The organism is Cupriavidus sp. 207A1, assembly GCF_057798955.1.
In genome coordinates this window covers 193,957-220,705 of record NZ_JBYOJO010000010.1, presented here as the reverse complement: position 1 = coordinate 220,705, position 26,749 = coordinate 193,957, and the positions used below count along the sequence as shown (strand labels likewise).

Sequence of the window (26,749 nt, the reverse complement as noted above, 5' to 3'; positions counted from 1 at the left end):
GTACGCGACCGGTCAGCCATGGCTCGCACGCTGCTTTCTACAATACTCCACGCCTAAATTGCTCCTCGCCACGGGGTGATTTCAGTTTGCTGCGCGCCGGGTGAAAGCCTGATCACGCTGCCTCTGGTAAAGCCGCGGGTGGCCCCCTTTTGGACCCAGTACGGGGCTCGAGGAAATTGTTGTCGCGTGACGGCACGAGAATTGCGTTCCCGAGCCCCATCATTCGGTTTGCCTTCGCGATGACGTCGTCTCTCCAGACGTTTTTTGGTGTCAAGCGAAGCCACAACGCCTTCTCTTCCAACCGAGAATCCTATGTCCACGTCCAACAGCAAGTCCCGTGCATCGTCAACGGGTGTGTTCGCTACTTTGGCCAGCGTCGCTGCAGCGGCTGGCACCGCCGCGTGGGTGCATCACCGCGCGCGCCAGGCAGAGCGTGACCATCCACCGCAGGGAAGCTTTCTCACGGTCGACGGGGTGCAATTGCATTACATCGACGAAGGCGAAGGTCCAGCTGTGGTGCTCCTTCACGGCAATGCAGTGCTGCTTCAGGACTATGTCGCCAGTGGATTGCTAAGATCTTTATCCAAGCGGCACCGAGTCATCCTGTTCGACCGCCCCGGCTTTGGGCATAGCCAACGCCCGCGGGACCGTCGGTGGACACCCCGGGCGCAGGCGGCTTTGTTGCGAAAAGCCTTGGCACAGCTGGGGGTCGAGCGTCCCCTGGTAGTAGGGCATTCACTGGGCACACTGGTGGCGCTTGGCATGGCGCTTGAATCCACAGTGGACGTGCGCGGCCTAGTGCTGATTTCCGGCTACTACTATCCATCCGCAAGGGTGGACGTCCTGCTGACTTCGCCTGCAGCCATCCCTGTGGTAGGTGACGCGCTCCGCTATACCGTGGCGCCCCTGGCCGGACGACTGCTTCTGAAGCGCGCGTTGCGGCAAATGTTCGCCCCGGCGCAGACCCCCCCGATCTTTTTTGACTTGATTTCCCGCGAGATGCTGCTGCGACCGTCGCAGATCAATGCTGCGGCGGAGGATGCGGCATTCATGATCCCAGCCGTTTCAGAATTCCGCGAGCTGTATGCCGGACTGCAAGTTCCCGTGACGCTGGTGGCGGGAGCGGGGGATAAAATCGTCGACGCAGCCTCGCATTCGACCGCACTGCATCGTGAATTGCCAAATAGTACGCTGGTGCTCGTTCCCGGCGTGGGCCACATGGTCCACTATGCGGCGACGGAGGATATCGCGCGGACAGTGGAACGAATGACGGGCGCGTCAGGTGCACCGTTCATCCAATCTGTTCAATGAAGTGAGGGCAAGGGAGCGATCGCCGTCCCACGGGCGATGGCATAACGGCCATCGAACGCCGCAGAGCAAAATCTGCCACAGAACGGCACGCCGCAGTGGCTCCACCGGGCCTACAACCGTACGCGGGGCTTCAATTTTCCGCTTGAGGCCTGATGGGCTTCGACGTGTGCGGCAAGACCGTGGCCGTGATCGGCACCGGCAAGATCGGGCGCGTGTTTGCGAAAATCATGGTCGGGTTCGGTTGAGCCAATTCGTTCCGGATCTTTGCCCATGGGCTTGCCAATAGCCTCGTCCGTTCGCGGCAGCGCCGTCAGCATCTAGCGCTCTCGCAGGCGATGCACCAGGCGGTCGCCACTTGCCTGCACGACCGTGACCAGCGCAATCAGGATCACGATGACGACCGCCATCACCGTGGTATCGAAACGTTGGTAGCCGTACCGGATCGCCAGGTCGCCAAGCCCGCCCGCGCCGACCGCGCCGGCCATGGCTGAGGCGCCAATCAGCGAAACCACGGTGATGGTAAAGCCGCCGACGATGCCGGGCAGCGCTTCCGGCAGCAGCACGTGCAGCAGGATATGCCGGCGCCGGCAGCCCATGGCCTGTGCGGCCTCGACCAGGCCAGCATCGACCTGGCGCAGGCTGATTTCGGCAATGCGTGCAAAGAACGGGGTGGCGCTGACCGCCAGCGGCACCACCGCGGCCCAGACGCCGATGGTCGCACCCACGACCAGCCGCGTGAACGGCAGCAGCGCCACCAGCAGCACGATGAACGGCGTGGCGCGGAAGCTGTTGATCACGCTGCCGAGCACGCGATGCAGGCGCGGCGCGGGCCGCATGCCACCGGGAGCGGTGACCACGAGCACCAGCGCGAGCGGCACACCCGCCAGCACCGCAATGGCGGCCGATGCGCCGACCATCGTCAGCGTATCGAGGAATCCTTGCCAGAGGCGTTCAATAAGAATCGGCGACATAGCCCAGTGTTTTCACGTATGGGGAAAGGGGAGAGCGCAGCGAATCCGGATCCGTGCCGGTGCCTGCCAGCGACCACAGCAGGCGGCCTTGCGTGTGGCCCTGGATGCGGTCCAGGCTGCCGTGCAGCAGCTGTGCGCCCGTGCCGAGTCCGGCGGCCAGGCTGGCGAGGTCCGGCGCGTGCTCGCCGCTGCCTGCATAGTGCAGTTCGGCGATGCGCCGGTGCGGCCCCGCCGGCGGCTCGGGCAGCAGCCGCTCGGCGATGTCTTGCGGCAGTCCCGGTGTCAGCGGTGCCAGCAGCGCCTGCGTCGCCGCGTGCCGCGGCTGGCCGAATACCCGCCATACGGGCCCGGCTTCGGCAATGGCGCCGTGCTCCAGGACCAGCACCTGGTCGCAGATTTCGCGGATCACGCGCATCTCGTGCGTGATCAGCACGATGGTGAGCCCGAGGCGCTGGTTGATGTCGCGCAGCAACTGCAGGATCGATTGCGTGGTTTCAGGATCCAGCGCGGAAGTGGCTTCGTCGCACAGCAGGATCTCGGGGTGGTGTACGAGCGCGCGCGCGATGCCGACACGCTGCTTCTGTCCGCCCGACAGGCGGCCGGGATAGGTATCGTGCTTGCCTTCGAGGCCAACCAGGGCGAGCACCTCGTCCACGCGCCGCCCAATGGCGTCGCGCGGCACGCCGGCTACCTTCAGCGGCAGCGCCACGTTTTCGCGTACCGTCTTCGCCGAAAGCAGGTTGAAATGCTGGAAGATCATGCCGATACGGCGGCGCAGTGCCACGAGGCCGTTTTCGTCGAGCGTCGCAATATCCTGCCCGTCGACCAGCACGCGTCCATCCGTCGGCGCCTCGAGCCGGTTGATCGTGCGCAGCAGCGTGGATTTTCCGGCGCCGCTGCGCCCGATGATGCCGAAGATGCCGCCGGGCGGTATGTCGAGATCGATGTCGCTGAGGGCCTGGACAATACCGGCGCCGCTCGCATAACGCTTGCTCACGCGTTCGAAGCGAACCGCGCCGGTCGCGGTCCGCGCATGGCCGCCACGCGTGGCGGCAGCGGCGTCGGAGCGTGTCGCCGCGGGCAGGAACCCGCGGCGCAGCAAAGCAGTGGTCATGCTCATGGCAGTCCCCTGTGCGTCACGGTTGCGCCTTGAGCCACGGCAGGCTGTACAGCTTGTCGTTGTTGGCATAGGACGTGCCGAGCTGCTTGCGCACCGCTGGCGAGTCCTGGTAGATCTTCACGAAGCGCGCCACGCGCGGATCGGCGGCGTTGTCCTCGCGCGTGACGAAGCGGATCGCGAAATACGTATCGTCGATGCCCGAGTACAGCAACCCGGCACCGGCCACCTGGGCCTTGCCGGCGTTGACGAAGTGCGCGGGGTAGCCCTGCGCCAGGTCTACGTCGTCCAGCGCGCGTACCAGTTGCGGTCCCTCGATCTCGATCAGCTTGAGCTTCTTCGGATTGGCGACGATGTCGTTGACGCTGCCTTTCGCGCCCACGCCGTCGCGCAGCTTGACGAGGCCAGCCTTCTGCAGCAGCAGCAGGCCGCGGCCCTGGTTGACCGGATCGCTTGCCACGCCGACGCGTGCGCCTTCCTTCAGCTCGTCGAAGCGCTTCACGTGGCTCGAATACAGGCCGATGTTCGGCAGCACGCCGAGCGCCACGCTGCGGAACTTGTAGCCGCGTTCCTTGACGGCGTTGTCGAGGAAGGCCTGGTGCTGGAAGTAGTTCACGTCGAGATCGCCGGACGACAGCGCGACATTGGGCGTGGTCCAGTCCGTGAACTCGACGACCTTCACGTCGAGGCCCTGCTTGCGCGCTTCGGCGGCCGCTACTTCGACGGAGTCGGCGAGTGCGCCCGGTGTGACGCCGATGCGCAGCGGCGCGGCATGGACGGCCGGCAGCAGCGCCAGCGAAGCAAACAGGGCGGCAACGATGGCCGGCAGGAGGCGGGAGATCTTCATGGTGTCAGTGGTGAATGCGGACAAGGGAGGGATGCGTCATGCGTGACGGAACGCGTCGGCCGCGTGGCGCGCCGGCAGCCGGTCGCCTTCGGCGAACAGCTTGTGCCGCAGCGTGCCGTCGGCATACGCGGTCTTGTAGCGGCCGCGCTCCTGCAGTGCGGGGACGACGAGGTCGACGAAGTCCTCGTAGCTCTCCGGCACCACGGTGCGGCTCAGGTTGAAGCCATCGATGCCGGTCTCGTCGACCCATCCGGCGAGCGTGTCGGCCACCTGCGACGGGTCGCCGACGATGGCCGGGTAGCGTCCGCCCAGCTCGAACAGGTCCAGCAGCCTGCGGCGCGTCCAGCCATGCTGGGCGGCGGTCTTTGTCGCCGATTCGATGGCGTTGCCGCCTTCATAGTTCACGGGGTCGTCGAGCCCGTAGCGCGCGAAGTCCACGCCGGTGCTGGCCGCGAAATGGGCGAGTCCGGCCTCGCGGCTCGCATAGTCGCGATACTCGGCATGCCTGGCGCGCGCCTCGGCCTCGGTGCGGCCCGTGACCACGGCTGCGCCCATGAAGACCTTGACGTCGTCCGGACGGCGTCCGGCTGCCACGAGCTGCTCGCGCAGCGCAGACACCGTCTTGCGCGCCGCTTCCTTGCTCGGCGGGGAAATGAATACGCATTCGGCATGGCGCGCGGCAAAGCGCTGGCCACGGCTCGAACTGCCGGCCTGGAACAGCACAGGCGTGCGCTGCGGCGAGGGTTCCGACAAGTGATAGCCGTCCACCTTGTAGTAGCGCCCGCTGTGGCTGACCTTGCGCACCTTCGATGGATCGGCGAACACGCGCGCGGCCTTGTCGCGCAGCACGGCGTCGTTCTGCCAGCTGCCTTCCCAGAGCTTGTAGAGCACGTCGAGAAACTCGTCGGCGCGGTCGTAGCGCTCGTCGTGGGCGAGCTGTCCTTCGAGGCCCATGGCGCGCGCCGCGCTGTCGAGGTAGCCGGTCACGATGTTCCAGCCGACACGTCCCCGCGTCAGATGGTCCAGCGTGGAAAACCGGCGCGCCAGCAGGTACGGCTGCTCATAGCTCAGGTTCACCGTGACCCCGAAGCCGAGGTGCCTGGTGGCCGCGGCCATGGCGGGGACGAGGAGCAGCGGGTCGTTGACCGGAAGCTGGATCGATTCCTGCAGCGTGACATCGACGTTGCCACGGTACACGTCATAGACGCCGACGATGTCGGCGATGAACAATCCGTCGAACAGGCCGCGTTCGAGCGTGCGCGCCTGGTCCACCCAGTATTCCAGCGTGTTGTACTCGGCCGAGCGGTCGCGCGGGTGCGTCCACAGCCCGTGGTTGATATGCCCCACGCAGTTCATGTTGAACGCGTTGAGCAGGATCTGCTTGCGCGGTCCTTGGTTCGCCATCAGATCGCTCCATGCCGCGGCGGCAGCTTGTCATTGAGATGGAAGTTGCCGACCGCGTGGTATTTCCAGCGAACCGGATCGTGCAACGTATGCGTGCGCGCGTTGCGCCAGAAGCGGTCCAGACCCTGGTTGTCGAGCGTGGCGGAGGTGCCGCCCAGCTCGAACAGCCGCGTGCCGGCAAGCAGCGAGGCGGTCGTCGTCAGCGCACGCGCAGCAGCAACGGCCAGCGACGCCTGCGCGACGGTTTGCTCGCCGGGCAGCCGCTGCGCGGCATCGGTGGCACGGCCGGCGCGGCGCACCAGTGCTTCGGCGGCGCGCAGCCGTACCTGGACCTCGCCAAGCTGGTGCAGCGTCAGCGGGTCGTCCGCCGCGCGTGCCACGCCGGCATCGATCCACGGCCGTGCGTGCTCGCGCAGGAACGGCAGCGTGGCTGCCAGCGCGCCGCGGCCGATGCCGAGGTCGATCGCCGCATGCAGCAACTGGGCAAAGGGACCGATGGTCGTGGGCCGCTCGAACGAGGCGAGGAACGGCACCACCCAGTCGGCCTCGACGCGGACGTTCTCGAACGTCACCGAGCCGCTGCCGGTGACGCGCTGGCCAAAGCCGTCCCAGTCATCCGTGATGCCGACACCGTCGGCCGTGCGCGGCACGAATGCGAGCCACGTGACTTCGCGTCCGGCTCCCTCAGCCACCACGAGCGTGGGAATCCAGTGCGCATACAGCGCGCCGGTGCAATAGAACTTCTTGCCGTCGATGCGAAAGCCATCGCCGTCAGGCGTCAGCCGCGTGCGGCGGCGGAAGTCCTTGTGGCCGATCTCCGCCAGCGCGTTGCCGAAGCGCTCGCCGGCCAGTGCGCGCGCATAGAAGAATGCCCGCTGCGCCGGCGTGCCGCCAACACGCAGCACCTCCAGCGCATAGAAGTGGTTCTGCGGAATCTGCCCGAGCGAGCCATCCGCTGCGGCGATGATGGCGATGACCTCCGCCAGCGTGGTGTTGGACACGCCCGCGCCACCGTATTCGCGCGGCACGGTGATGCCCCACAGGCCGCTGGCGCTGAAGGTTTCCAGTTCATCCCAGGGCAGGCGCCGTTCGCGGTCGCGCCGGGCCGCTCCGGGCGCAAAGTGGGCGGCGAGCCGCCGCGCGATGGCGATCGCTTCGGCGTCGTCGCGGACAAGATGCGGAACCACGGCAGGCGCGGGCGCTGGCTGCGCCCGTCCATCGGCGGGCGGCGGATTGAAGAGCAACGACATATCAGTTCCAGGAGTGCCGCTTGGGCAGCGCGTTGTTCAGGTAGTAGTTGCCGATCAGATGCAGCTTCCAGCGCACCGGATCGTGCAGCGTGTGCGTGCGCGCATTGCGCCAGTGGCGGTCGAGGTTGTGCCCGGCGCGGGTGGCGGAAGAGCCGGCCAGTTCGAACAGCTTCTCGCTGGCCTGCAGCGCCGCTTCGGTGGTCAGCACCTTGGCCTCGGCCACGGCGACCGAAGCCTGTGCGCTGCTTGCCTCGGTGACCGGCTGCTCCGCGATGGCATCGAGCGTCAGGGCGGCTTCGCGCAGCACTTCGCGCGCGGCGTCGAGTTCGATCGCCAGGCGGCCAACGTCGCCGATCAGGTGCGGATCCTCGCTCGCTCGCGCGACGCCTGCATCGATCCACGGACGCGCGTGCTGGCGCACGAACCCGATGGCATCGTCGAACGCGGCCTGTGCGATGCCGAGATCGATCGCGGCCTGGATCAGTTGCGAGTTCGCGCCGTAGAGGCCGGGCCGGTCAGCCAGTTGCCACACGGGGATCACGTCGTCCCCGGCAACTGCGACGTGGTCGAACACCACCGTGCCGCTCGCCGTCGTGCGCTGGCCGAACGACGACCAGTCGTCGACCACGGTCAGGCCGGCGGCATGGCGCGGCACCCAGACCTGGACCGCGCGGCCCTCATCGTCGAGGGCACGCGTTGGCACGCGGTGCGCGAACAGCGCGCCGGTGGAGTAAAAGCGTGTGCCGCTCAGGCGCAGCCCATGCGCCGTGCGACGCAGGCGCGTGGTGCCGTCGAGGATGGTCTGGCTATCAGCGGAGCGCCGCTCGGGCCCGGCGTTGCCGAGGCGTTGCCCCGCCAGCACCTCGGCGTAGAAGCGGCGCTTCTGGGCCTCGGTTCCCGCTTCGCGCAGCACGCCAAGCAGGCCGAAATGGTTCTGCGGGATCTGGCCCAGCGATGCATCGGCGGCGCTGAGGATCGCAAATACATCGGCCAGCGTTGCATGGGAGACGCCGGCGCCGCCGTAGGCTTTGGGCACGGTGATGGCTCCCAGTCCGCTTTCGGACCAGCGCTCGAGTTCATCCCACGGCAGGATGCGTTCACGATCGCGCACCGAAGCGCCCGCACGGAATGTCTCGGCGAGCGCGCGTGCCGCGTCGATGGCTTCTGCGTCATCGCGGATGCGCCGCACGCTTGCGGGATCGGGCAGGGCGGGTTCACGCCCGGCAGCGGCGGGCTGCCTGGCTGCGTAGATATCGGAGAGATCGGTCATGACAGGTCGTGAGGATGCGTTGCACCGGGCATGGCGGTGGTGTCTCGCATCGAAAAGGGCTGACGATTGATTGGAGCATGCGCGTCCACGGCTTTCCCACGAATATTTCCGAGGATGCTTAGAAGCGTGGCTGCGGTGACGGTGAGGTGGTTGATGGCGTAGAACCCACCAATGTTTGCCCCCCTCTGCGCCAAGCGGGAGGGAGCAAAAATTGGGCGCGCGCTTTGTCAGGCAGCCCGCGTACCGACCGACCAGTAATACGTCGGCGCCGTGCCGTTGATCGCATGGTCGCCGACGATTCGTGCCTTGTAGATGGCCGGGTTGTGCGAGGCCAGTGTGCGTGCGTTGCGCCAGTGGCGGTCGAGCTGGTGCGAGGCGTCGAGCGCGGAGGCCCCGCCGACGTCGAACAGCCGGCCGGCCGCGCCGAGGACCAGGTCGAGCATGCCGACCTGGGCGCGCGACGCATCGAGTTCGACGTCCTGCAGCATGGCATCCGGCACTGCCTCGCCGCGCTGGCGCAGCGCATCGATCTCGTCAAGCTTCGCGGCAACCGCACTGACCGTTGCCTGGGTCACGAAGGCGACGCCCGACAACTGTCCGACCACCTGCTGCACGAGCGGATCTTCCGCCGCCGTCGCCGCGCTGCCATTGCTGTACACGCGTTTGCGCCGCCGCACGAACGCGGCAGCGTCGCGCTCGATGGCGCGCGCGATGCCGGCAAGCGTGGCCAGGTGTACGAGCTGGAAGCACGCCGTGACCGTGGTCGGGTCCGTGCGCGAGAACGACAGCACGTGCTCGTCGGGTACGGCAACGTCCAGGAAACGCGTCGTGCCCGATGCGCTCAGGCGTTGGCCGAAGCCATGCCAGTCGTCGAGCCGGTCGACGCCTGCCGCATCGGCCCGTACCAGCACATAGGCCGGGCTGCCGTCATCGGTGCGGGTGGCCGACACGGCGATCCAGTCCGCATACAACGTGCCGGTGCTGTAGTACTTCTCTCCGTCGAGGCGCCAGCCTCCGGTGCCGTCCGGCGCGAGCGTGGTGCGGTACCGGCCCAGCTGGCCGTCGCCGCGCTCCATCGCGGCGTTGCCGAAGATGGCGCCCTGCGCCGCGAGCCGGAGCCACGGCGCGCGCCGTGACGGCGCGATTTCGGCATGCAGCCGTTCGATAAAGCCGAAGTGCGCGCGCAGGATCTGCGGCAGGTTGGAGTCGGCCGCGCCCAGCTCGATCAGCAGCGCATACAGCTGCGACGCGGAAGCACCCGGGCCGCCATGCTCGCGCGGCACGCGCAATGCACCGAAGCCGGCGTCGCGCAGCAGTGCAACCGCGTCGTGGGCCAGTGTGCGCGTGCGTTCGCGTTCGAGTGCGCCGGCCGCGATCTGTGCGAACACCGGCCGAAAGCGCTCGGCGAGCGATGAGAACGCCGGTGCCGCGTGGGCGGAAGGTGAAGCAGGAAGAGGGTGTGGCATGGGGCGAATGATTCAGCGCTCACGCGGCCTTCAATGCAACCCGGCGGTGCGCCGCGAACAACGGCGCGGCGCGGTCGGCCGCGAGCCGGATACGCTCGCGCAGCGCGGGGCTTTGCACCGTGTAGTTCTCGAAATCCGAAGGCGTTGCATAAACGCCAATAGGCAGCGTCAGTGCCTGCAGGAAGCCGAACAGCGGCCGTAACTGGTGCTCGAGCACCAGTGCATGGCGGTCGCTGCCGCCAGTGGCGGCGAGCAGCACGGGCTTGTCGGCGAGCGCTTCCTGGCCGATCAGGTCGAACAGGTGCTTGAAGTGGCCCGGATACGCGCCGCGATAGACCGGCGACGCGGCGATGACCAGGTCGGCCGATTCGATTGCCTGCAGTTGCGCTTCCATCGCGGTTGGCAGTTCCGTGCGCCACAGCGCGCCGCCGAGCGGGCGCGCAATATCCGCCAGGTTGATGACATGAGCGTCGACATGCAGTCGCGCGTCGAGCTCGGCAATCAGTGCCTCGACCAGCGCAAGCGTGCGCGAGGGTTGCTGGGTACTGCCGTTGACGGCAACGATCTTCAGGGGCTTGGACATGTTTGGCTTTCGGAGAGCGTGATGGCGTTGGTGTTGTCGAGGGCTGCAACGGTATGGTCTTCCTGCTGCGCAGCCTGGAGGGTGCCAAGACGATACTGCTGCGCGGCCGCCGTGCGAACGACGCGTTCGTTCTATCCATAGGCGATCCGTGCGCATAAGGGCATGCGCAATCGTTCGTTCCGGGCGGACAGGGGCGTCTCTATAGTTGGTCACCCTTGCAGACATCGGCCCATCTTGCCGGCCAACACCATCATGAAGAACCCGTTCCGGCCATCGCGGCCCTCGCAACTATTCCGGCCGTTCGCGTTCCTGGCGCCCGTCGTGCTGTCGCTGCCGCTGCTGGGCGGCCTGCTGGCGGCACCGGCCAACGCCGCTGCGCCAGCACAGGCCGCGGAAGCGCCGCGGGCCGGCGGCACGCTCACGACCATCATCCAGCCCGAGCCGGTGATCCTGACTTCGGCGCTCAATTCAGCCGCGCCGACCGGCTTCTTCAGCGCGAACGTCTTCGATGGCCTGATCGAGTATGACAACGACTTCAAGCTCAAGCCGGCGCTGGCGCAGCGCTGGGACATCTCGAAGGACTCGAAGACGCTCACGTTCCACCTGCGGCCGAACGTGAAGTGGCATGACGGCAAGCCGTTCACGTCGGCCGACGTGAAGTGGACGCTCGAGAACGTGTGGAAGAAGCTGCATCCGCGCAACCAGATCCTGTTCGGCAAGGTCACGCGCGTCGATACGCCCGATGCGCTGACCGTCGTACTGCATTTCTCCGAGCCGTCGCTGGCGGTGCTCAGCTCGCTGAACAGCAACGGCGCGCAGGTCTTGCCCAAGCACCTGTACGAAGGCACGGACATCCTCAACAACCCGTACAACAACAAGCCGGTGGGAACGGGGCCTTTTGTCTTCAAGGAATGGAGCAAGGGCAACTACATCGTGCTCGAGCGCAACCCCGACTACTGGGACAAGGGCAAGCCGTACCTCGACAAGATCGTCTTCAAGGTGATCCCCGATGCCAGCGCGCGCGCCGCGGCGCTGGAGAAGGGCGAAGTCCAGTACGCGCCGTTCAACCCGGTGCCGCTGAAGGATGCGCAGCGCCTGTCGCAACTGCCTTCGCTGAAACTGGAGACGCGCGGCTACGAATGGCTGTCGCCGTGGCTGTTCATGGATGTCAACATTGACCGTCCGTACTTCAAGGACGTGCGCGTGCGCCAGGCACTGGCCCATGCGATCGACCTGAACACGCTGAACAAGGTGGTGTGGTTCGGCTTTGGCAAGCCCGCGGTGAGCCCGGTGGTCTCGACGCTGGGGCAGTTCTTCAACCCCAGCGTGCCGAAGTATCCGTATGACCCGGCCAGGGCCGAAGCCCTGCTCGACGCTGCCGGCCTGAAGCGCGGTGCTGACGGCAACCGCCTGAAGATCCAGATCGACTACCTGCCGTATGGCGACGACTACAAGCGCAGCGCGGAGTACATCAAGCAGGCGCTCAAGCGCGTGGGTGTCGACGTGACCGTGCGCACGCAGGACACACCCACCTATACCAGGCGTGTCTACGGCGATCGCGACTTCGACCTCGCGGTGGTCTGGTTCGCGGGCTTTGCCGATCCGCTGGTTGGCGTGACGCGCGCCTATCGTAGCGACACGGTCGGCAAGAATATCCCGTGGTCGAACGGCTCGGGCTATCGCGGCGACGAAGCGAACCGGCTGATCGACCAGGCGCAGGGCTCGCCAAGCCAGGCCGAACGCGTCGAGCTGTTCCGCAAGTTCCAGTCCGTGGTGCAGACCGACCTGCCGTCGATCCCGCTGCTCGAGCTGCGCTTCTTCACGGTGCAGTCGTCGAACCTGCGCGATACGGTCAGCGGCGTGGACCAGGTCTATGCCTCGCTCAAGCGCGCCTGGCTGGCGCCGGCGGGCACGGCCGTGGCCACGGCCACCACGCCCGCTGCCGCTGCGGCGCAGGCCGCGCGCTGACGACGGGCGATGACCATGCCGACGACCCCGCACGACACGCCTGGGCGCAAGCCGGCATGGCTGGCACGCGTGCCGTGGCGGACGGCCTGGCGCCGGCTGCTGCAACTGGCCGGCGTCGTCGCCGGCATGGCCGTGGTCAATTTCTTCCTGCTGCGGCTCGCGCCCGGCGACGCCGCGCAGGTGCTGGCCGGGGAGGCGGGTGCCGCCACGCCGGAGTACCTGGCGGCGCTGCGCGCGCAGTTCGGGCTTGACCAGCCCTTGTGGGTACAGCTCGGCAAGTATCTGTGGCACCTGGCGCAGTTCGACCTCGGCTATTCATTCCGGCAGGGCATGCCGGTGCTGGACGTGATCCTGCAGCGCCTGCCTGCCACGCTGCTGCTGATGAGCGCGAGCATCGCGTTCGCGGTGGTGATCGGCGCGGGCCTTGGCGTGCTGGCGGCGGCGCGCGCCGGACGCGCGCTCGACACGCTGGTCTCCTCCGTGGCGCTGCTGTGCTTTGCCACCCCGCTGTTCTGGGTCGGCCTGATGCTGGTTCTGGTGTTCTCGGTCCGCCTCGACTGGCTGCCGGTGGGCGGCATGTTCACCGTGGAAGCCGGGCTCACGGGCCGGGCGTATGCGGCTGACGTGGCGCGGCACCTGGTGTTGCCGGCCGCCACACTGGGCCTGTTCTATATGGCCGTGTATGTGCGGCTGATGCGCGCCAGCATGATCGAGGTGCGGCGGCAGGATTTCGTGCGCACGGCCGTGGCCAAGGGCGCGCCCGCCGGCCGCGTGCTGACGCTTCATGTCCTGCGCAATGCGCTGCTGCCGCTGGTGACCATGGTCGGCGTGCAGGCCAGTTCCGTGATCGGCGGCGCGGTGCTCGTGGAGACGGTGTTCTCGTGGCCCGGACTCGGCCGGATGGCGTTCGAGGCGCTGTACCAGCGCGACTACAACCTGCTGCTCGGCATCCTGCTGTGCAGCGCCGTGGTGGTGGTGCTGGTCAACTGGGTCGTCGACGCTGTCTACGCGCGGGTGGACCCGCGCATCCGGCTGGCCTGACGCGGCCCCGGCGTTTGCAGGAGTATTCGCTTGTCTTTGCCTTCTTCCTCCCTTCCGGCGCCGCTGCAGCCGGGCCTGTCCGATGCGCACGGCGCAGCGGCTGACATTACGGTGCCCCTGCTGCCATCCGCGGACCGGCGGCGCCTGCGCCGGTTGCTGTCGTCGCCCAGCGCCGTGGCGGGCCTGGCGCTGCTGGCCGTGGTCCTGGCTGCCGCGCTGTCGGCAGGCTGGGTATTCCCCGGCGACCCGCTCGAAATGGCGGCAGAACCGCTGCTGTGGCCGGGGCGCGATGCCGCGTTCCCGCTCGGCTCCGACATGCTGGGCCGCGACATCCTCGCGGGCCTGTTTCATGGCGCGCGCGCCTCGCTGCTGATCGCGGGTGTCTCGACGGCGCTGGCCGTGGTGCTTGGCGTCGCGGGCGGCGTGACGGCCGGCTACTACGGTGGCCGCGCCGACCGCTTGTTCGGCACGCTGACGACATTTTTCCTGACGATCCCGTCGTTCCTGTTCGCGCTGGCCATCGTGGCGGTGGTGCAGCCTTCGGTGTGGAAGATCGCGCTCGCGATCGGCATCACCTCGTGGCCCGCGCTCGGGCGGCTGGTGCGCGCCGAGGTGCTGCGCCTGCGCCACGGCGACATGGTGCTGGCGAGCGAAGCGGTGGGCGCCAGCCACGCGCGCATCATCATCGAGGACATCCTGCCCAACACGCTCACGCCCGTGCTGGTGTCGGCGTCGCTGATGGTGGCCACGGCCATCCTGACCGAATCGAGCCTGGCGTTCCTCGGCCTGGCCGATCCCAACGTCGCGAGCTGGGGAAACATGGTCGGCGCGGGCCGCGAGGTGCTGCGTACGGACTGGTACGTATGCGCATTGCCCGGCCTGGCAATCGTGCTGACCGTGCTCGCGCTGAACCTGCTCGGCGACGGGCTGGCCATCGCCTTCGATCCGCGCGAGGGCCGCTGAAGGCCTTCGCCGTCACCATTCCCAACCGATTTCACAGGAGAGCGTCTTGGCACGCATTCACGACATCGATCCCGACGCCCTGCAGGGCGAGGCCCGCACCACGTTCGAACGCGTGGAGCGCGAGTATGGCGCGTTCGGCAACATGCTGCGCGTGCTCGGCCACCGGCCGCCCGCGGTAGCGCACCTGTTCGGCCTGCTGCTGGATTCCGCGCGCGACGCCCTGATTACGCGCCGGCATCTGGAGATCGTGCTGGTCACGGCATCGCGGCTGAACGCGTGCCACTACTGCATCAGCCATCACGTGCCGAGGCTGGAAGCGCTGGGCGTGGCGCCCGAAACGGTAGAGCGGATCCTGGAGCCCGACGTGCCCGGGCTGGACGCCGTCGAGCGCCTGGTGCGCGACTACACCGTGCAAGTCACGACGCAGCGCGTCACCGACACGGTGGTTGCGCGGCTGCGCGAGCATTTCACCGAAGCGCAGGTCGTGGAGCTGACACTGCGCGCGGCGCTGTGCGCATTCTTCGCGCGCTTCAATGAAGCGCTGGAGATCCAGGTCGAGCCCGAACTGCTGGCCGCCGAAATCCACGCCACCTGATTGGCCCAGAGGCATCATGACGCCGTTGCTTTCCTTGCAGGATCTTTCCATCCGCTATCCCGGCGGCGCGCGGCCCGCGGTCTCGGGCCTGAGCCTCGATGTCGGCGCCGGCGAGACCGTCGCGCTCGTGGGCGAATCGGGCTGCGGCAAATCCACGACCGCGCTGGGGTTGCTGCGGCTGCTGCCGGCGACCGCGCAGGTGAGCGGGCGCGTGCTGCTGGAAGGGCGCGACCTGCTGACGCTGCGCGAGCGCGACATGACCGCGCTGCGTGGCAACGCCGTGTCGATGATCTTCCAGGAGCCGATGACCTCGCTCAACCCGGTGCTGAGCGTCGGGGCACAGGTAGTCGAAACGCTGCGGCTGCATACGGCGCTGTCCGTGCAGGCGGCCCATGCGCGGGCAGTCGAATTGCTTGACCAGGTACGCATTCCCGAACCGCAGCGGCGCTTCCATGCCTATCCGCACCAGTTGTCAGGCGGACAGCGCCAGCGCGTGATGATTGCCATGGCGATCGCGTGCACACCGAAGCTGCTGGTGGCCGATGAGCCGACTACCGCGCTCGATGTCACCGTGCAAGCCCAGATACTGGAGTTGCTGGACACGCTGCGGCGCGAGCTGCGCATGGCGATGCTTCTGATCACGCACGACCTTGGCGTGGTGGCGCGCTGGGCCGATCGCGTCGCGGTCATGCACGACGGCATCAAGGTGGAGGAGCAGCCTGCCCGCGCCCTGTTCCGCGAGCCTGCACATGCTTACACGCGCGGGCTGCTCGGCGCGTCGCTGAGCGCCGCGGACGGCGTGGTGCCGCACTATCGGCAGGTCCGCCTGCCCGAGATCCGCGTGGATCGTCGCGCCGACGGCACGCCGGCGGCATTCCGGCTCGAACGTCCGGCGCTGCGTCCGGCTGGCGGCCACGCCACGGCGTCGGCACCGACCCTGCTTGAGGTCGAGGATCTCCACGTGACCCACCGGTCCGGCGCGCACGCTACGGTTGCCGTGCAGGGCGTTTCGTTTTCCATAGCTGCGGGGGAGACCGTGGGCCTGGTTGGCGAATCCGGCTGCGGCAAATCCACGCTCGCGCGGGCCGTGCTGCGCCTCGCGGACCATGACGCGGGGCGCATCGTCTTTGATGGCACGGACATCGCGCCCGTCAACCGCCGGCGGATGCGCCCGTGGCGCGGCGCCATGCAACTGGTGTTCCAGGACCCGTACAGCTCGCTCAACCCACGCAAGACCGTCGCCGAGGTGCTGGAAGGCGCGCTGCGGATACACGGCGTGCGCGACCGGCAGGAACGGCGCGCACGCGCGGCGGCGATGATAGACCGCGTGGGCTTGCCCGCCGCGGCGCTGCACCGCTATCCGCACGAGTTTTCCGGCGGCCAGCGCCAGCGCATCGGCATCGCCCGCGCACTGATCGTCAGGCCGCGCCTGCTCGTCTGCGATGAACCGGTGTCGGCGCTCGACGTTTCGGTGCAGGCGCAAGTGCTGAACCTGCTCGCCGACCTGCAGGCGGAGTACGGGCTGTCATGCCTGTTCATTTCGCATGACCTTGGCGTCGTGCGCTATATCGCCGACCGCATCCTGGTCATGCGCGAAGGCCGGCTGGTCGAGAGCGGCGACCGTGACGAAATCTGGAACCGGCCCGCGCATCCATACACGCGGCAACTCCTGGCTGCCGTGCCACGGGCACTGCCTGCGCAGGGCCATGCGCCACTTTCGCAGCATGCAGAAACGCATGCGTCCGGCGTATTTGGATAGCCGGTCTTATTGGTTTTGGTTTTCTCCTCATCCACGCAGGCGCTGTCGAAGCGTCTGCGACGGGAGAACTCCAAAGTGGGCGCGATAGAGCGCGGCGAACCGGCCAAAGTCCCAGACACCAAATCGTCCGCAGATCGCGGATACCGTATCGCCCGGCATCGCATTGCATAGGGCTGCGCGAATCGCATGCATGCGGTAGAGCGCCAGGTAGCGATGCGGTCCCATGCCCAGGTATCGATGAAACACGTTGCGAACCGTGCGTTCGGATGCATCGGCAGCCGCGCAGAGGTCTTCCACAAGGACCGTGGTTTCCCCCACGCACTTGAGGTAGCCCAGCGCCCTGCTCAGGATCTGCCGATGACGGGGCTTGAGCCGGAGATGGGTCGCGCCATCGTCGACCGTCAGCACGGCGCGAAACACGAGGTTGACCAGCTCGGCGCGAGCCGTGAGCGTGGCGGCCGGATGGCGCAATTGGTCGGGGTCGTCGCGCTCGACGCGCAAGACGCGCCAAATCGTTGCCAGCAGTTGCGGCACGCCGTTTCGACCGGTGCAGACCAGATTGCTGGAGAGCAGCGTGGCGTTGAACTCGTCGACGTGCGTGTGGACCCAGTGCAGGACCAATGGCGCCGATATTGCCACCGTCAGCCAGCTTGCCGCCCGCTCCGCAACGATGTGGAACATCTGGTCGGGCGCCATCCAGCCGACCGTGCGCGCGTCGAAGGCACGGCCATCGACAATGGTGCATTGCTGTGCACTCAACGGCACGAAGATATTGAAGTAGTCGGGCATGCCGACACCCGAATAGGCCGTGGAGGCGCCCTCCCGGCCCATCATGATCGCCACGCCATCGAGGTCGATCACCTTGAGCTGCCAGTCGCGCTGCGGCCGGGACCGCAAGACATACCTTCCCTGGACGCCGTAAAGCGCCGCCTCGAATTCGTCGAACTCCGGGCAGACCAGCTTCGTCATGGATCGCTCCTCGGGCGGCCGTTCACAGCGGGTTGCCATGCAAGTCCAGGCGACATTTGCCGATTTTACGTAGCCGGAGACCAGGGTTTCAAGAAATGATTAGCGGCAAATGGAAGCGAAGGGGAGGCCATGACGGAATCAAGCCAACCAGGGACGTATCCCGCGGCTTCCACAGGATTGCTGCTTGTGGATCCCTACAACGATTTCCTCAGTGAGGGCGGCAAGCTCAACGGCCGGGCAAAGCCGGTCGCCGACCAGGTCGGTACCCTGGCCAACCTGAAAAGGACGCTAGCCATCGTACGCGCAGCGGGCCTTCAGGTGTTCTACGTGCCACATCATCGCGCGAGGCCTGGTGACTTCTCAACGTGGAGGCATCCCAGTCCGTACCAGTTGGGCGCCAGCCGTGCGCAGGTTTTTGCCGAGGGCAGCTGGGGAGGCCAGTGGCATCCGGATTTCGAGCCGCTTCCCGGAGACATCATCGTTCACGAACATTGGGGCGGCAGCGGCTTTGCCAACACCGACCTTGACCTGCAACTTAAGCAGCACGGTATCCAGAAGGTCATTCTGGTCGGGATGCTGGCCAATACCTGCATCGAGACGACGGGACGCTTTGCGGCGGAACTCGGCTATCACGTGACGCTGGTGCGCGATGCCACCGCAGCGTTCTCGGCGGAGGCCATGCATGCCGCGCACGAGATCAACGGACCAACGTTCGCCCACGCCATCCTCACGACCGCGGAGTTGTGTTCGGCGCTGGGCGACGCGGGCGGTGGGCAACGGTAAGCAATCCTGAAATCGCGGCTTGCAGACGCCGCCACCAACGCGACCGCCCCGGCGAGCAGGGGCAACCAACCAGGAGGGAATACCATGCAAACCGTCAGGACGAAGGATGGTGTCGACATTTTTTACAAGGACTGGGGCAGTGGCCAGCCCATCGTCTTTTCCCACGGATGGCCGCTGAGCGCGGACGACTGGGACGCGCAGATGATGTTTTTCCTGAACCATGGATTCCGTGTCATTGCGCATGACCGGCGTGGCCACGGCCGGTCCACGCAGATCGCCAGCGGCCACGACATGGATCACTATGCCGACGATCTGGCAGTGCTGACTGCCCATCTGGAGCTGAAAAACGCCATCCACATTGGCCATTCCACCGGCGGCGGTGAAGTCGTGCGCTATCTGGCGCGACACGGCGAGAGCCGCGTGGCGAAGGCAGTCCTGATCGCCGCTGTGCCGCCGTTGATGGTGAAGACGCAGGCCAATCCGGGCGGATTGCCAAAGGAAGTCTTCGACGGGTTCCAGGCGCAGGTTGCAAACAACCGGGCACAGTTCTACCGCGATATCCCTGCTGGTCCCTTCTATGGCTTCAACCGGCCCGGCATCAAGGCAGACGAAGGGGTGGTTGGAAACTGGTGGCGCCAGGGCATGCAGGGTAGCGCCAAGGCGCACTACGACGGCATCGTCGCCTTTTCACAGACCGATTTCACGGAGGACCTGAAGAAGATCACCGTGCCGACGCTGGTAATGCATGGCGACGACGACCAGATTGTGCCCTATGCCGATTCCGCCCCCCTTTCGGCAAAGCTGTTGCGCAATGGCATCCTGAAGACCTACAAGGGGTTCCCACATGGCATGCCTACCACGCATGCCGAGACGATTAACGCGGACCTGCTGGCTTTCGTTCGCTCCTGATCATTCCCCGCTCGCGCAGACGTGCTGCCGATACGGATCCTCCACGGCGTTTAAGCAGGCGAACCCGGAGTGCCATCATGCTCAACCTCAGTCCGTTCGGCGTCTTCCACACCGCGATTGCCCTGGTGGCAGTGGCGTGTGGTCTGGTGGCGTTGTTCAAGCACGGCGAGATCGGGATGCGGACGCGATCCGGCCGGCTCTATATATGGCTGACGGCAGCGACGGCATTCACCGGGCTCTTTATTTTCCGCCATGGCGGATTCGGGCCGCCCCATGCACTGGCAATCCTGACGTTGGCAGTGCTCGCCATTGCCGGTGCCTGCGAGCGACATAGGGAAGGGGGTGTAGCACGCTACCTGGCCGTACTGGGCTACTCGCTTACGCTGTTCTTCCATCTGATCCCAGGATTGACGGAGACCGGCACGCGCATCCCGATCGGCAATCCGGCCTTCAGCGGTCCGGAAGATCCGACACTGAAGGCGCTGGTTGGCATCGGCTTCCTCGTCTACCTGAGTGGCGCGACGGTCCAGGCGATGCGTATCCGCCGCTCCCAACGACTGACGGTCACCCCCTGAATCCCTTGCCGGCACGCCGTCCTGCACCCGCTCAGGCCACTCCCAATGATCCGGTGGTGAGATAGCCACCAACTTTCCAGGAGATGCACCGCCGGGCAGAACTGGTTTCCTTTGATCGGGAAGATGCGACAAGCACAATTCATCTTCTTCTCCGAAACGGGGCACGCACAGCACCAACACCCCGAACTTATTTTCGACTACATCCACGATTTTCTCGCCAGGACCTTTCGCGACGGCGACAGATGAACGCTGCGCCGGGCGACCTTCTTCCGCAACGGTCGTCGACCATGGCTGACCAGAGGTCAACTGTCTGTGTCAGGTCGGCCGTAGCGGCCGATCGGACGAAGCCGCTCGCGCGGCGGAAGTGCAACACCTTGCCGTCCGTTGAGGTGCAATCGCCGACAGCCGCCTACCCGACGCATGAACCCAGCGTCCACTCCAGTCCAGCAAATTCCGGTTATCCAGTCCAGCCAAAGCGCGCGTAGTCCGGCTAATTCCGTTGCCTGCACCCGCCGATTTGGGCAATCGATACGAATTCCTTTCCAACCTGATAGACTGTATGGATGTACAGTGGTCCGGGTGACTCCCGCCATTCCCTTAACATCCTGATCCGAAAGAGAAATCGTGTCGAGCAAGCAGCTAATCCGCATTCGCGGCGCCCGCCAGCACAACCTCAAGGATGTCGATCTCGACCTGCGTCCCGGCGAGATGACCGTGGTGACGGGGCCGTCGGGCTCCGGCAAGTCCAGCCTGGTGTTCGACACGCTCTATGCCGAAGGCCAGCGCCGCTACGTCGAGACCTTCAGCGCCTACGCCCGCCAGTTCCTGGACCGGATGGACCGGCCCCAGGTCGAACGCGTCGACGGCGTGCCGCCGGCCATCGCCATCGACCAGACCAACCCGGTGCGCAGCTCGCGGTCTACGGTCGGCACGATGACCGAGCTGAACGACCACCTGAAGCTGCTGTACGCGCGCGCGGCCGAGCTGTTCGACAAGCAGACCGCGCAGCCGGTGCGCCATGACTCGCCAGAAACCATCTATGCCGATCTGGTCGCGCGCACGGCCGCGGGCCAGCCGCACCACGACGCACGGCTGGTGGTGACCTTCCCGGTGGAACTGCCGGAATCGGCCACCGACGAGGAAGTCCAGCAGTGGCTGTCGGTCAGCGGCTATACCCGCGTGCAGGCGCAGCGCGTGGTGCCGTCGCCGACCGGCGCGCGCAAGCTGCTCGACGTGGTCGCGGACCGCTTCCGCATCGGCAATGCCGAGAAAGTGCGCGTGGTCGAGGCCATCGAGGCCTCGCTCCGGCGGGGCGGCGGGCGCGTCAACATCTACGTGCTGACCGACGGCGACGACGGCCCGGTGTGGCGCTATTCCACCGGCCTGCACAGCCCCGACAGCGACCTGCGCTATGCCGACCCGCAGCCCGCGCTGTTTTCCTTCAACTCGGCCTACGGCGCCTGCGAAACCTGCCGCGGCTTCGGCCGCGTGATCGGGGTCGACCTGGGCCTGGTGATTCCCGATGCGCGCAAGACGCTGCGCGGCGGCGCGATCAAGCCGATGCAGACGCCGGCCTGGAAGGAATGCCAGGACGACCTGATGCGCTATGCCGGCAAGGCAGGCATCCCGCGCGACACGCCCTGGGCGGAGCTGACCGAGGCCGAGCGCGATTGGGTCGTCCACGGCTCGCCGGACTGGAACGGGCAGTGGAACAAGCAGTGGTACGGCGTGATGCGGTTCTTCAACTACCTCGAGTCGAAGGCCTACAAGATGCACATCCGCGTGCTGCTGTCCAAGTACCGCAGCTACACGCCGTGCGAGACCTGCGGCGGCGCGCGCCTGAAGACCGAGTCGCTGCTGTGGCGCCTGGGCTCGAAGGACAATGCCGACGCCGTGCTGGCGCCGCAGCGCCGCTTCCTGCCGCGCGGCGTGGACTGGGACCGCACCCGGCTCGAGGCGCTGCCGGGCCTGACCGTGCATGACCTGATGCTGCTGCCGATCGAGCGGATCCGCCGCTTCTTCGACGAGCTGTCGCTGCCCAGCGCGATGCTGGACGATGCGCTCAAGCTGCTGCTGGCCGAGGTGCGCACGCGCCTGAAGTACCTGTGCGACGTGGGCCTGGGCTACCTGACGCTGGACCGCCAGAGCCGCACGCTGTCCGGCGGCGAGGTGCAGCGCATCAACCTGACCACGGCGCTGGGCACGTCGCTGGTCAACACGCTGTTCGTGCTGGACGAACCCAGCATCGGCCTGCACCCGCGCGACCTGAACCGCATCGTCGAGGCCATGCACCGGCTGCGCGACGCGGGCAATACGCTGATGGTGGTCGAGCATGATCCGTCGGTGATGCTGGCCGCCGACCGCCTGATCGACATGGGCCCCGGCCCTGGCGAGCGCGGCGGCAACATCATCTTCGACGGCACCCCGGCGGATATCCGCCAGGCCGGCACGCTGACCGGCGACTACCTGGGCGGGCGCCGGCGCGTGGCCGATGCCTCGCACTGGCAGCGCCGGCCGGTCGACGGCAAGCTGCCGCGCATCGTGCTGGAGGGCGCGACCGAGCACAACCTGCAGGATGTCACGGTGGAAATCCCGCTGCAGCGGCTGGTATGCGTGACCGGCGTGTCCGGCTCGGGCAAGTCCACGCTGCTGCAGGATGTGCTGTATCCCGCCATGGCGCGGCACTTCGGCAAGGCCACCGAGTCGCCGGGCGCGTTCCGCCAGCTGACCGGCGCGGACCTGGTCGACGACGTGGTCTTCGTCGACCAGTCGCCGATCGGCAAGACCGCGCGCTCCAACCCGGCCAGCTATGTCGGCGCTTTCGACGAGATCCGCAAGCTCTTCGCCAGGGCGCCGCTGGCCCTGCAGCGCAGCTATACCGCGGGTACCTTCAGCTTCAACTCCGGTGACGGGCGCTGCCCCACCTGCGGCGGCTCCGGCTTCGAGCACGTCGAGATGCAGTTCCTCAGCGACGTCTACCTGCGCTGCCCGGACTGCGACGGCACCCGCTACCGTGCCGAAGTGCTCGAAGTAAAGATCGAGCGCGCCGCGCCCGGCCAGCCGCCACGCCTGCTCAGCATCGCGGATGTGCTGGAACTGACCGTCAGCGAGGCCGCGGCCTGCTTTGCCGGCGATGCGGCGGTGCTGCGCGTGCTGCAGCCCATCGTCGATGTCGGGCTGGAATACATGAAGCTGGGCCAGCCGGTGCCGACGCTGTCGGGCGGCGAGGCGCAGCGTCTGAAGCTGGCCGGCTTCCTTGCGGAAGCCGCGCAGTCGACGCCGTCGCGCACGCGGGCCAGCAACCTGCCGCGCCGGCTGTTCATGTTCGACGAGCCCACCACGGGCTTGCATTTCGACGACATTGCCAAGCTGATGCAGGCCTTCGGCAAGCTGCTCGACGGCGGTCATTCGCTGATCGTGATCGAGCACAACCTGGACGTGATCCGTGCCGCGGACTGGCTGATCGACCTCGGCCCCGAGGGGGGCGACGCGGGCGGGCGCGTGGTCTGCACAGGCACGCCCGAGGACGTGAAGCGCTGCGCCGGGTCGCATACCGGCCAGGCGCTGATCCACTATGACGCGGCCCTCGGTGAAGCCGGCACGCTGGCGGCCGAACGCGCCGAGGCGGAAGGCGTGCCGCTGCAGGCCGCGCTGCAGGCGCGGCGCGCGCGCCGCGAGGTGGAGGGCGAGGACGTGGTGCGCATCGTCAATGCGCACGAGCACAACCTGAAGGCGCTGAACGTCGACATCCCGCACGGCAAGTTCAACGTGGTCACCGGCGTGTCGGGTTCCGGCAAGTCGACGCTGGCGTTCGACATCCTGTTCCACGAGGGCCAGCGCCGCTACCTGGAATCGCTCAATGCCTATGCCCGTTCGATCGTGCAGCCCGCCGGCCGGCCCGAAGTGGATGCGGTCTACGGCATCCCGCCGACGGTGGCGATCGAGCAGCGGCTGTCGCGCGGCGGCCGCAAGAGCACGGTGGCGACCACCTCCGAGGTCTGGCACTTCCTGCGCCTGCTGTACGTCAAGCTGGGCATCCAGCACTGCGTGCACGACGGCGCGCCGGTAACCTCGCAGAGCCCGGAATCGATCGCCGCACAACTGCTGCGCGACCATCGCGGCCAGCACGTGGGGCTGCTGGCGCCGCTGGTGGTGAACCGCAAGGGGGTCTACACGGACCTGGCCAAATGGGCCAAGGCGCGCGGCAACACGCACCTGCGCGTCGACGGCGAATTCCTGCCGGTGGACCCGTGGCCGCGGCTGGACCGCTTCCGCGAGCACACCATCGAGCTGCCCGTCGGCGACCTGGTGGTGTCGGCCGACAACGAGGCCGGGCTGCGCGCGCTGCTGGCGCAGGCGCTGGAGGCCGGCAAGGGCGTGATGCACCTGCTGGCGCCGCTGGACGGACTGGACCATGCCATGCACAACGGCGGTACCGCGCATGTCGGCGAGGTCAAGGTGTTCTCGACCAAGCGTGCCTGCCCGCAATGCGGCACCAGCTATCCGGAACTGGACCCGCGCATGTTCTCGTACAACAGCAAGCACGGCTGGTGCGGCACCTGCGTCGGCACCGGGCTGGCGCTGACGCGCGAGCAGCGCGCGGCCTTCGACGACACCGTGCTGGCCGACGACAACCGCGGCCGCGAACAGAGCCTGCCGTCGGAAGAGCAGGAACCCGAAGGCGTGGTCGACACGCCGTGCCCGGACTGCCACGGCACCCGCCTGAACCCGGTGGCGCGCGCGGTGACCTTCGACGACAACGCGATTGTCGAGGTGGCGCAGTGGACCGTGTCGGAGACCCGCCGCTGGGTCGACGGGCTGCGCCTGTCCGGACGCGATGCCGAGATCGCGCGCGACGTGGTCAGCGAGATCGGCAGCCGCCTGCAGTTCCTGGAAGAAGTGGGGCTGGGCTACCTGAGCCTGGACCGTGCCGCGCCCAGCCTGTCCGGCGGCGAGGCGCAGCGCATCCGCCTGGCGGCGCAACTCGGCAGCAACCTGCAGGGCGTGTGCTACGTGCTGGACGAGCCGACCATCGGCCTGCATCCGCGCGACAACCAGATCCTGCTGGACGCGCTGCGCAAGCTGGGCGACAAGGGCAACACGCTGGTGGTGGTGGAGCATGACGAAGACACCATCCGTCGCGCCGACCATATCATCGACATCGGCCCGGGCGCGGGCAAGCGCGGCGGCACGCTGGTGGCGCAGGGCGGCGTGGCCGAGCTGGCCGCGGCAACGGCGTCCACCACCGGCCAGTTCCTGGCCAACCCGATCGTCCATCCGCTGCAGCCGCGGCGCAAGGTCAGGCCCGGCGCAGCGGGCAAGCCCGCGGATCCGCCGCAATGGCTGACGGTGCACGGCGCGTCGCTGCACAACCTGCGCAATGTGACCGCGCGCCTGCCGCTGTCGCGGCTGGTGGCGATCACGGGCGTGTCCGGCTCGGGCAAGTCGACGCTGGCGCGCGATGTGCTGATGACCAACCTGCTCGATGCGGTGGGCCGCTCGGTGCTGTCGTCGCCGGCGACGCGGCGCGCGCGCAACGCGGCCAAGGATGAGAACGGCGCGGGCAAGGGCAGTGCCAGGAAGCCGCTCGACGTCCAGCACAACTGGCACGGCTGCGAAGCGATTACCGGCTGGGAAACCATCGACCGCGTGCTGGAAGTGGACCAGACTCCGATCGGCAAGACCCCGCGCTCCTGCCCGGCGACCTATATCGGCGTGTGGGACACCATCCGCCGGCTGTTCGCCGATACGCTGGAAGCGCGCGCACGCGGCTACACCGCCTCGCGCTTCTCGTTCAACACCGGCGACGGGCGCTGCCCGGCGTGCGAAGGGCAGGGCGTGCGCACCATCGGCATGAGCTTCCTGCCGGACGTGAAGGTGCCGTGCGATGTCTGCCACGGCCAGCGCTTCAACCCCGAGACCCTGGCCGTGACCTGGCGCGGCAAGAATATCGGCGAAGTGCTGACCATGGAGATCGACGAGGCGGTGGAGTTCTTTTCGGCCATGTCGAACATCGCCCATCCGCTGCAGCTGATGAAGGATGTGGGCCTGGGCTACCTGACGCTGGGCCAGCCGTCGCCGACGCTGTCCGGCGGCGAGGCCCAGCGCATCAAGCTGGTGACCGAACTGAGCAAGGTGCGCGACGACATCACCCGGCGCGGGCAGAAGCCACCGCACACGCTGTATGTGCTCGACGAACCCACCGTGGGCCTGCACATGGCCGACGTGGCGCGGCTGATCCGCGTGCTGCACCGGCTCGCCGACGGCGGCCACAGCGTGGTGGTGATCGAGCACGATCTCGACGTGATTGCAGAGGCCGACTGGATCATCGATCTCGGCCCCGAGGGCGGCGCGGGCGGCGGCACCATCGTCGGCGCGGCCGATCCCGAAGCGCTGTCGCGCAACCGCGCCAGCCATACGGGTGCGGCACTGGTGCCGGTGCTGGCGCGGGGCAACGCCGCCGCAGGCAAGGTGGGCATCGCCTGAGGCCGCGGGGCCAGGCGCGCGGCGAAGCGAAAGGCGGTACGGGCACGCCTTTCGCTTGCCCATGGTTACTGGCGCGCACATCGCGCCCTAACGGAGGTAACCATGAAGCATTTCCGCACCAGCCGACTCCTTGCCGCCCTCGCCGTGGCGGCGGCCGCCATCCCCGCCATGGCACAGACGCCGGGTACGCCGCGCGGCTCCTACGACCCATATTCGCAGGGCGCGCGCAGCACCGACAAATTCGACCCATATACGCAGGGGGCCAACGCGCCGACGCGTACTGACCTGGCCCCGACGGCACCTGCGGCCACCGCGCCGGAGGCGCAGCCGTCGACCATGCCGGCGCAGCCTGGCATGCCTGGTACCACCATGCAACGCACGCCGGACCCGTATATGGAAGGGGCTCGCTGGGAAAGCCCTGACCTGGGCCGCCGCATCGGCAGGCCTAACCAGTTCCTCGACGGGGCCTGAGGATCGGGCCT

The 26,749-nt window shown here is 67.3% G+C and carries 20 protein-coding genes and 1 pseudogene; 12 read left to right on the top strand and 9 right to left on the bottom strand.

Going from position 1 to position 26,749, the window contains the following annotated elements; genetic code table 11:
- The first annotated feature begins 312 nt into the window (after positions 1–312).
- Together AC3FMM_RS19670 and AC3FMM_RS19665 are read left to right on the top strand one after the other, a co-directional pair.
- A complete protein-coding gene (locus tag AC3FMM_RS19670) occupies positions 313–1,311 on the top strand; it encodes an alpha/beta fold hydrolase (RefSeq protein ID WP_116314527.1) in 999 nt (332 codons plus the stop codon).
- A 99-nt stretch (positions 1,312–1,410) separates the two neighbouring features.
- Positions 1,411–1,553, top strand: a pseudogene (locus AC3FMM_RS19665) (NAD(P)-dependent oxidoreductase); the annotation flags it as partial.
- Between the two features lie 75 nt (positions 1,554–1,628).
- On the opposite strand, the gene AC3FMM_RS19660 reads toward AC3FMM_RS19665, so the two are convergent.
- From AC3FMM_RS19660 to msuE, 8 genes are all read right to left on the bottom strand, one after another.
- Positions 1,629–2,282 (bottom strand): methionine ABC transporter permease, encoded by a 654-nt coding sequence (locus tag AC3FMM_RS19660; RefSeq protein WP_116314526.1) that lies wholly within the window; start codon positions 2,280–2,282, stop codon positions 1,629–1,631.
- Positions 2,263–3,402: a methionine ABC transporter ATP-binding protein gene (locus AC3FMM_RS19655; protein WP_488687330.1), complete on the bottom strand. Its 1,140-nt coding sequence runs from the start codon at positions 3,400–3,402 to the stop codon at positions 2,263–2,265. The genes AC3FMM_RS19660 and AC3FMM_RS19655 overlap by 20 nt, the downstream gene beginning before the upstream one ends.
- A 16-nt stretch (positions 3,403–3,418) precedes the next feature.
- The gene (locus AC3FMM_RS19650) at positions 3,419–4,246 is read right to left on the bottom strand and encodes a MetQ/NlpA family ABC transporter substrate-binding protein (protein WP_488687329.1); all 828 of its coding nucleotides are present in this window, start codon (positions 4,244–4,246) and stop codon (positions 3,419–3,421) included.
- A gap of 36 nt (positions 4,247–4,282) precedes the next feature.
- Positions 4,283–5,650 (bottom strand): LLM class flavin-dependent oxidoreductase, encoded by a 1,368-nt coding sequence (locus AC3FMM_RS19645; protein WP_488687328.1) that lies wholly within the window; start codon positions 5,648–5,650, stop codon positions 4,283–4,285.
- On the bottom strand, positions 5,650–6,900 hold the full coding sequence (locus AC3FMM_RS19640; protein ID WP_488687327.1) for an SfnB family sulfur acquisition oxidoreductase: 1,251 nt from the start codon (positions 6,898–6,900) through the stop codon (positions 5,650–5,652). Before AC3FMM_RS19640 ends, AC3FMM_RS19645 begins: the two co-directional genes overlap by 1 nt.
- A gap of 1 nt (position 6,901) precedes the next feature.
- Entirely contained in the window at positions 6,902–8,170 is a 1,269-nt protein-coding gene (locus AC3FMM_RS19635; RefSeq protein WP_488687326.1) for an SfnB family sulfur acquisition oxidoreductase, read from the bottom strand.
- Between the two features lie 227 nt (positions 8,171–8,397).
- Positions 8,398–9,636: an acyl-CoA dehydrogenase family protein gene (locus tag AC3FMM_RS19630; protein WP_488687325.1), complete on the bottom strand. Its 1,239-nt coding sequence runs from the start codon at positions 9,634–9,636 to the stop codon at positions 8,398–8,400.
- Positions 9,637–9,655: 19 nt separating this feature from the next.
- Positions 9,656–10,219: an FMN reductase gene (gene msuE / locus AC3FMM_RS19625; protein ID WP_488687324.1), complete on the bottom strand. Its 564-nt coding sequence runs from the start codon at positions 10,217–10,219 to the stop codon at positions 9,656–9,658.
- A gap of 252 nt (positions 10,220–10,471) precedes the next feature.
- Here msuE and AC3FMM_RS19620 point away from each other — a divergent pair, with 252 nt between their 5' ends.
- The 5 genes from AC3FMM_RS19620 (at position 10,472) to AC3FMM_RS19600 (ending at position 16,545) form a co-directional block, all read left to right on the top strand.
- On the top strand, positions 10,472–12,187 hold the full coding sequence (locus tag AC3FMM_RS19620; protein ID WP_473704123.1) for an ABC transporter substrate-binding protein: 1,716 nt from the start codon (positions 10,472–10,474) through the stop codon (positions 12,185–12,187).
- A 9-nt stretch (positions 12,188–12,196) separates the two neighbouring features.
- Positions 12,197–13,228, top strand: coding sequence for an ABC transporter permease (locus tag AC3FMM_RS19615; protein WP_488687323.1), 1,032 nt, complete (start codon positions 12,197–12,199; stop codon positions 13,226–13,228).
- A gap of 105 nt (positions 13,229–13,333) precedes the next feature.
- Positions 13,334–14,191 carry an ABC transporter permease gene (locus tag AC3FMM_RS19610; protein ID WP_116314799.1) on the top strand — a complete coding sequence of 286 codons (858 nt, stop codon included), beginning with the start codon at positions 13,334–13,336 and terminating at the stop codon, positions 14,189–14,191.
- A 46-nt stretch (positions 14,192–14,237) separates the two neighbouring features.
- Positions 14,238–14,786 carry a carboxymuconolactone decarboxylase family protein gene (locus AC3FMM_RS19605; RefSeq protein WP_115713123.1) on the top strand — a complete coding sequence of 183 codons (549 nt, stop codon included), beginning with the start codon at positions 14,238–14,240 and terminating at the stop codon, positions 14,784–14,786.
- Positions 14,787–14,802: 16 nt separating this feature from the next.
- Complete coding sequence (locus AC3FMM_RS19600) at positions 14,803–16,545, top strand: ABC transporter ATP-binding protein (RefSeq protein ID WP_414249481.1); 1,743 nt, start codon at positions 14,803–14,805, stop codon at positions 16,543–16,545.
- A 27-nt stretch (positions 16,546–16,572) separates the two neighbouring features.
- Here the strand turns inward: AC3FMM_RS19600 and AC3FMM_RS19595 are convergent, their stop codons facing one another.
- Positions 16,573–17,514 carry an AraC family transcriptional regulator gene (locus AC3FMM_RS19595; protein ID WP_115713130.1) on the bottom strand — a complete coding sequence of 314 codons (942 nt, stop codon included), beginning with the start codon at positions 17,512–17,514 and terminating at the stop codon, positions 16,573–16,575.
- Positions 17,515–17,700: 186 nt separating this feature from the next.
- Between AC3FMM_RS19595 and AC3FMM_RS19590 the strand changes: the two genes are divergently transcribed.
- From AC3FMM_RS19590 to AC3FMM_RS19570, 5 genes are all read left to right on the top strand, one after another.
- Positions 17,701–18,297: a cysteine hydrolase family protein gene (locus AC3FMM_RS19590; protein ID WP_488687322.1), complete on the top strand. Its 597-nt coding sequence runs from the start codon at positions 17,701–17,703 to the stop codon at positions 18,295–18,297.
- An 84-nt stretch (positions 18,298–18,381) separates the two neighbouring features.
- Positions 18,382–19,206 carry an alpha/beta fold hydrolase gene (locus AC3FMM_RS19585; protein WP_326347514.1) on the top strand — a complete coding sequence of 275 codons (825 nt, stop codon included), beginning with the start codon at positions 18,382–18,384 and terminating at the stop codon, positions 19,204–19,206.
- A gap of 77 nt (positions 19,207–19,283) precedes the next feature.
- Complete coding sequence (locus AC3FMM_RS19580; protein WP_488687321.1) at positions 19,284–19,781, top strand: DUF2306 domain-containing protein; 498 nt, start codon at positions 19,284–19,286, stop codon at positions 19,779–19,781.
- Between the two features lie 624 nt (positions 19,782–20,405).
- Entirely contained in the window at positions 20,406–26,267 is a 5,862-nt protein-coding gene (gene uvrA, locus AC3FMM_RS19575; protein ID WP_488687320.1) for an excinuclease ABC subunit UvrA, read from the top strand.
- A gap of 102 nt (positions 26,268–26,369) precedes the next feature.
- Positions 26,370–26,738, top strand: coding sequence for an endonuclease (locus tag AC3FMM_RS19570; RefSeq protein ID WP_115713135.1), 369 nt, complete (start codon positions 26,370–26,372; stop codon positions 26,736–26,738).
- Positions 26,739–26,749: the final 11 nt, after the last annotated feature.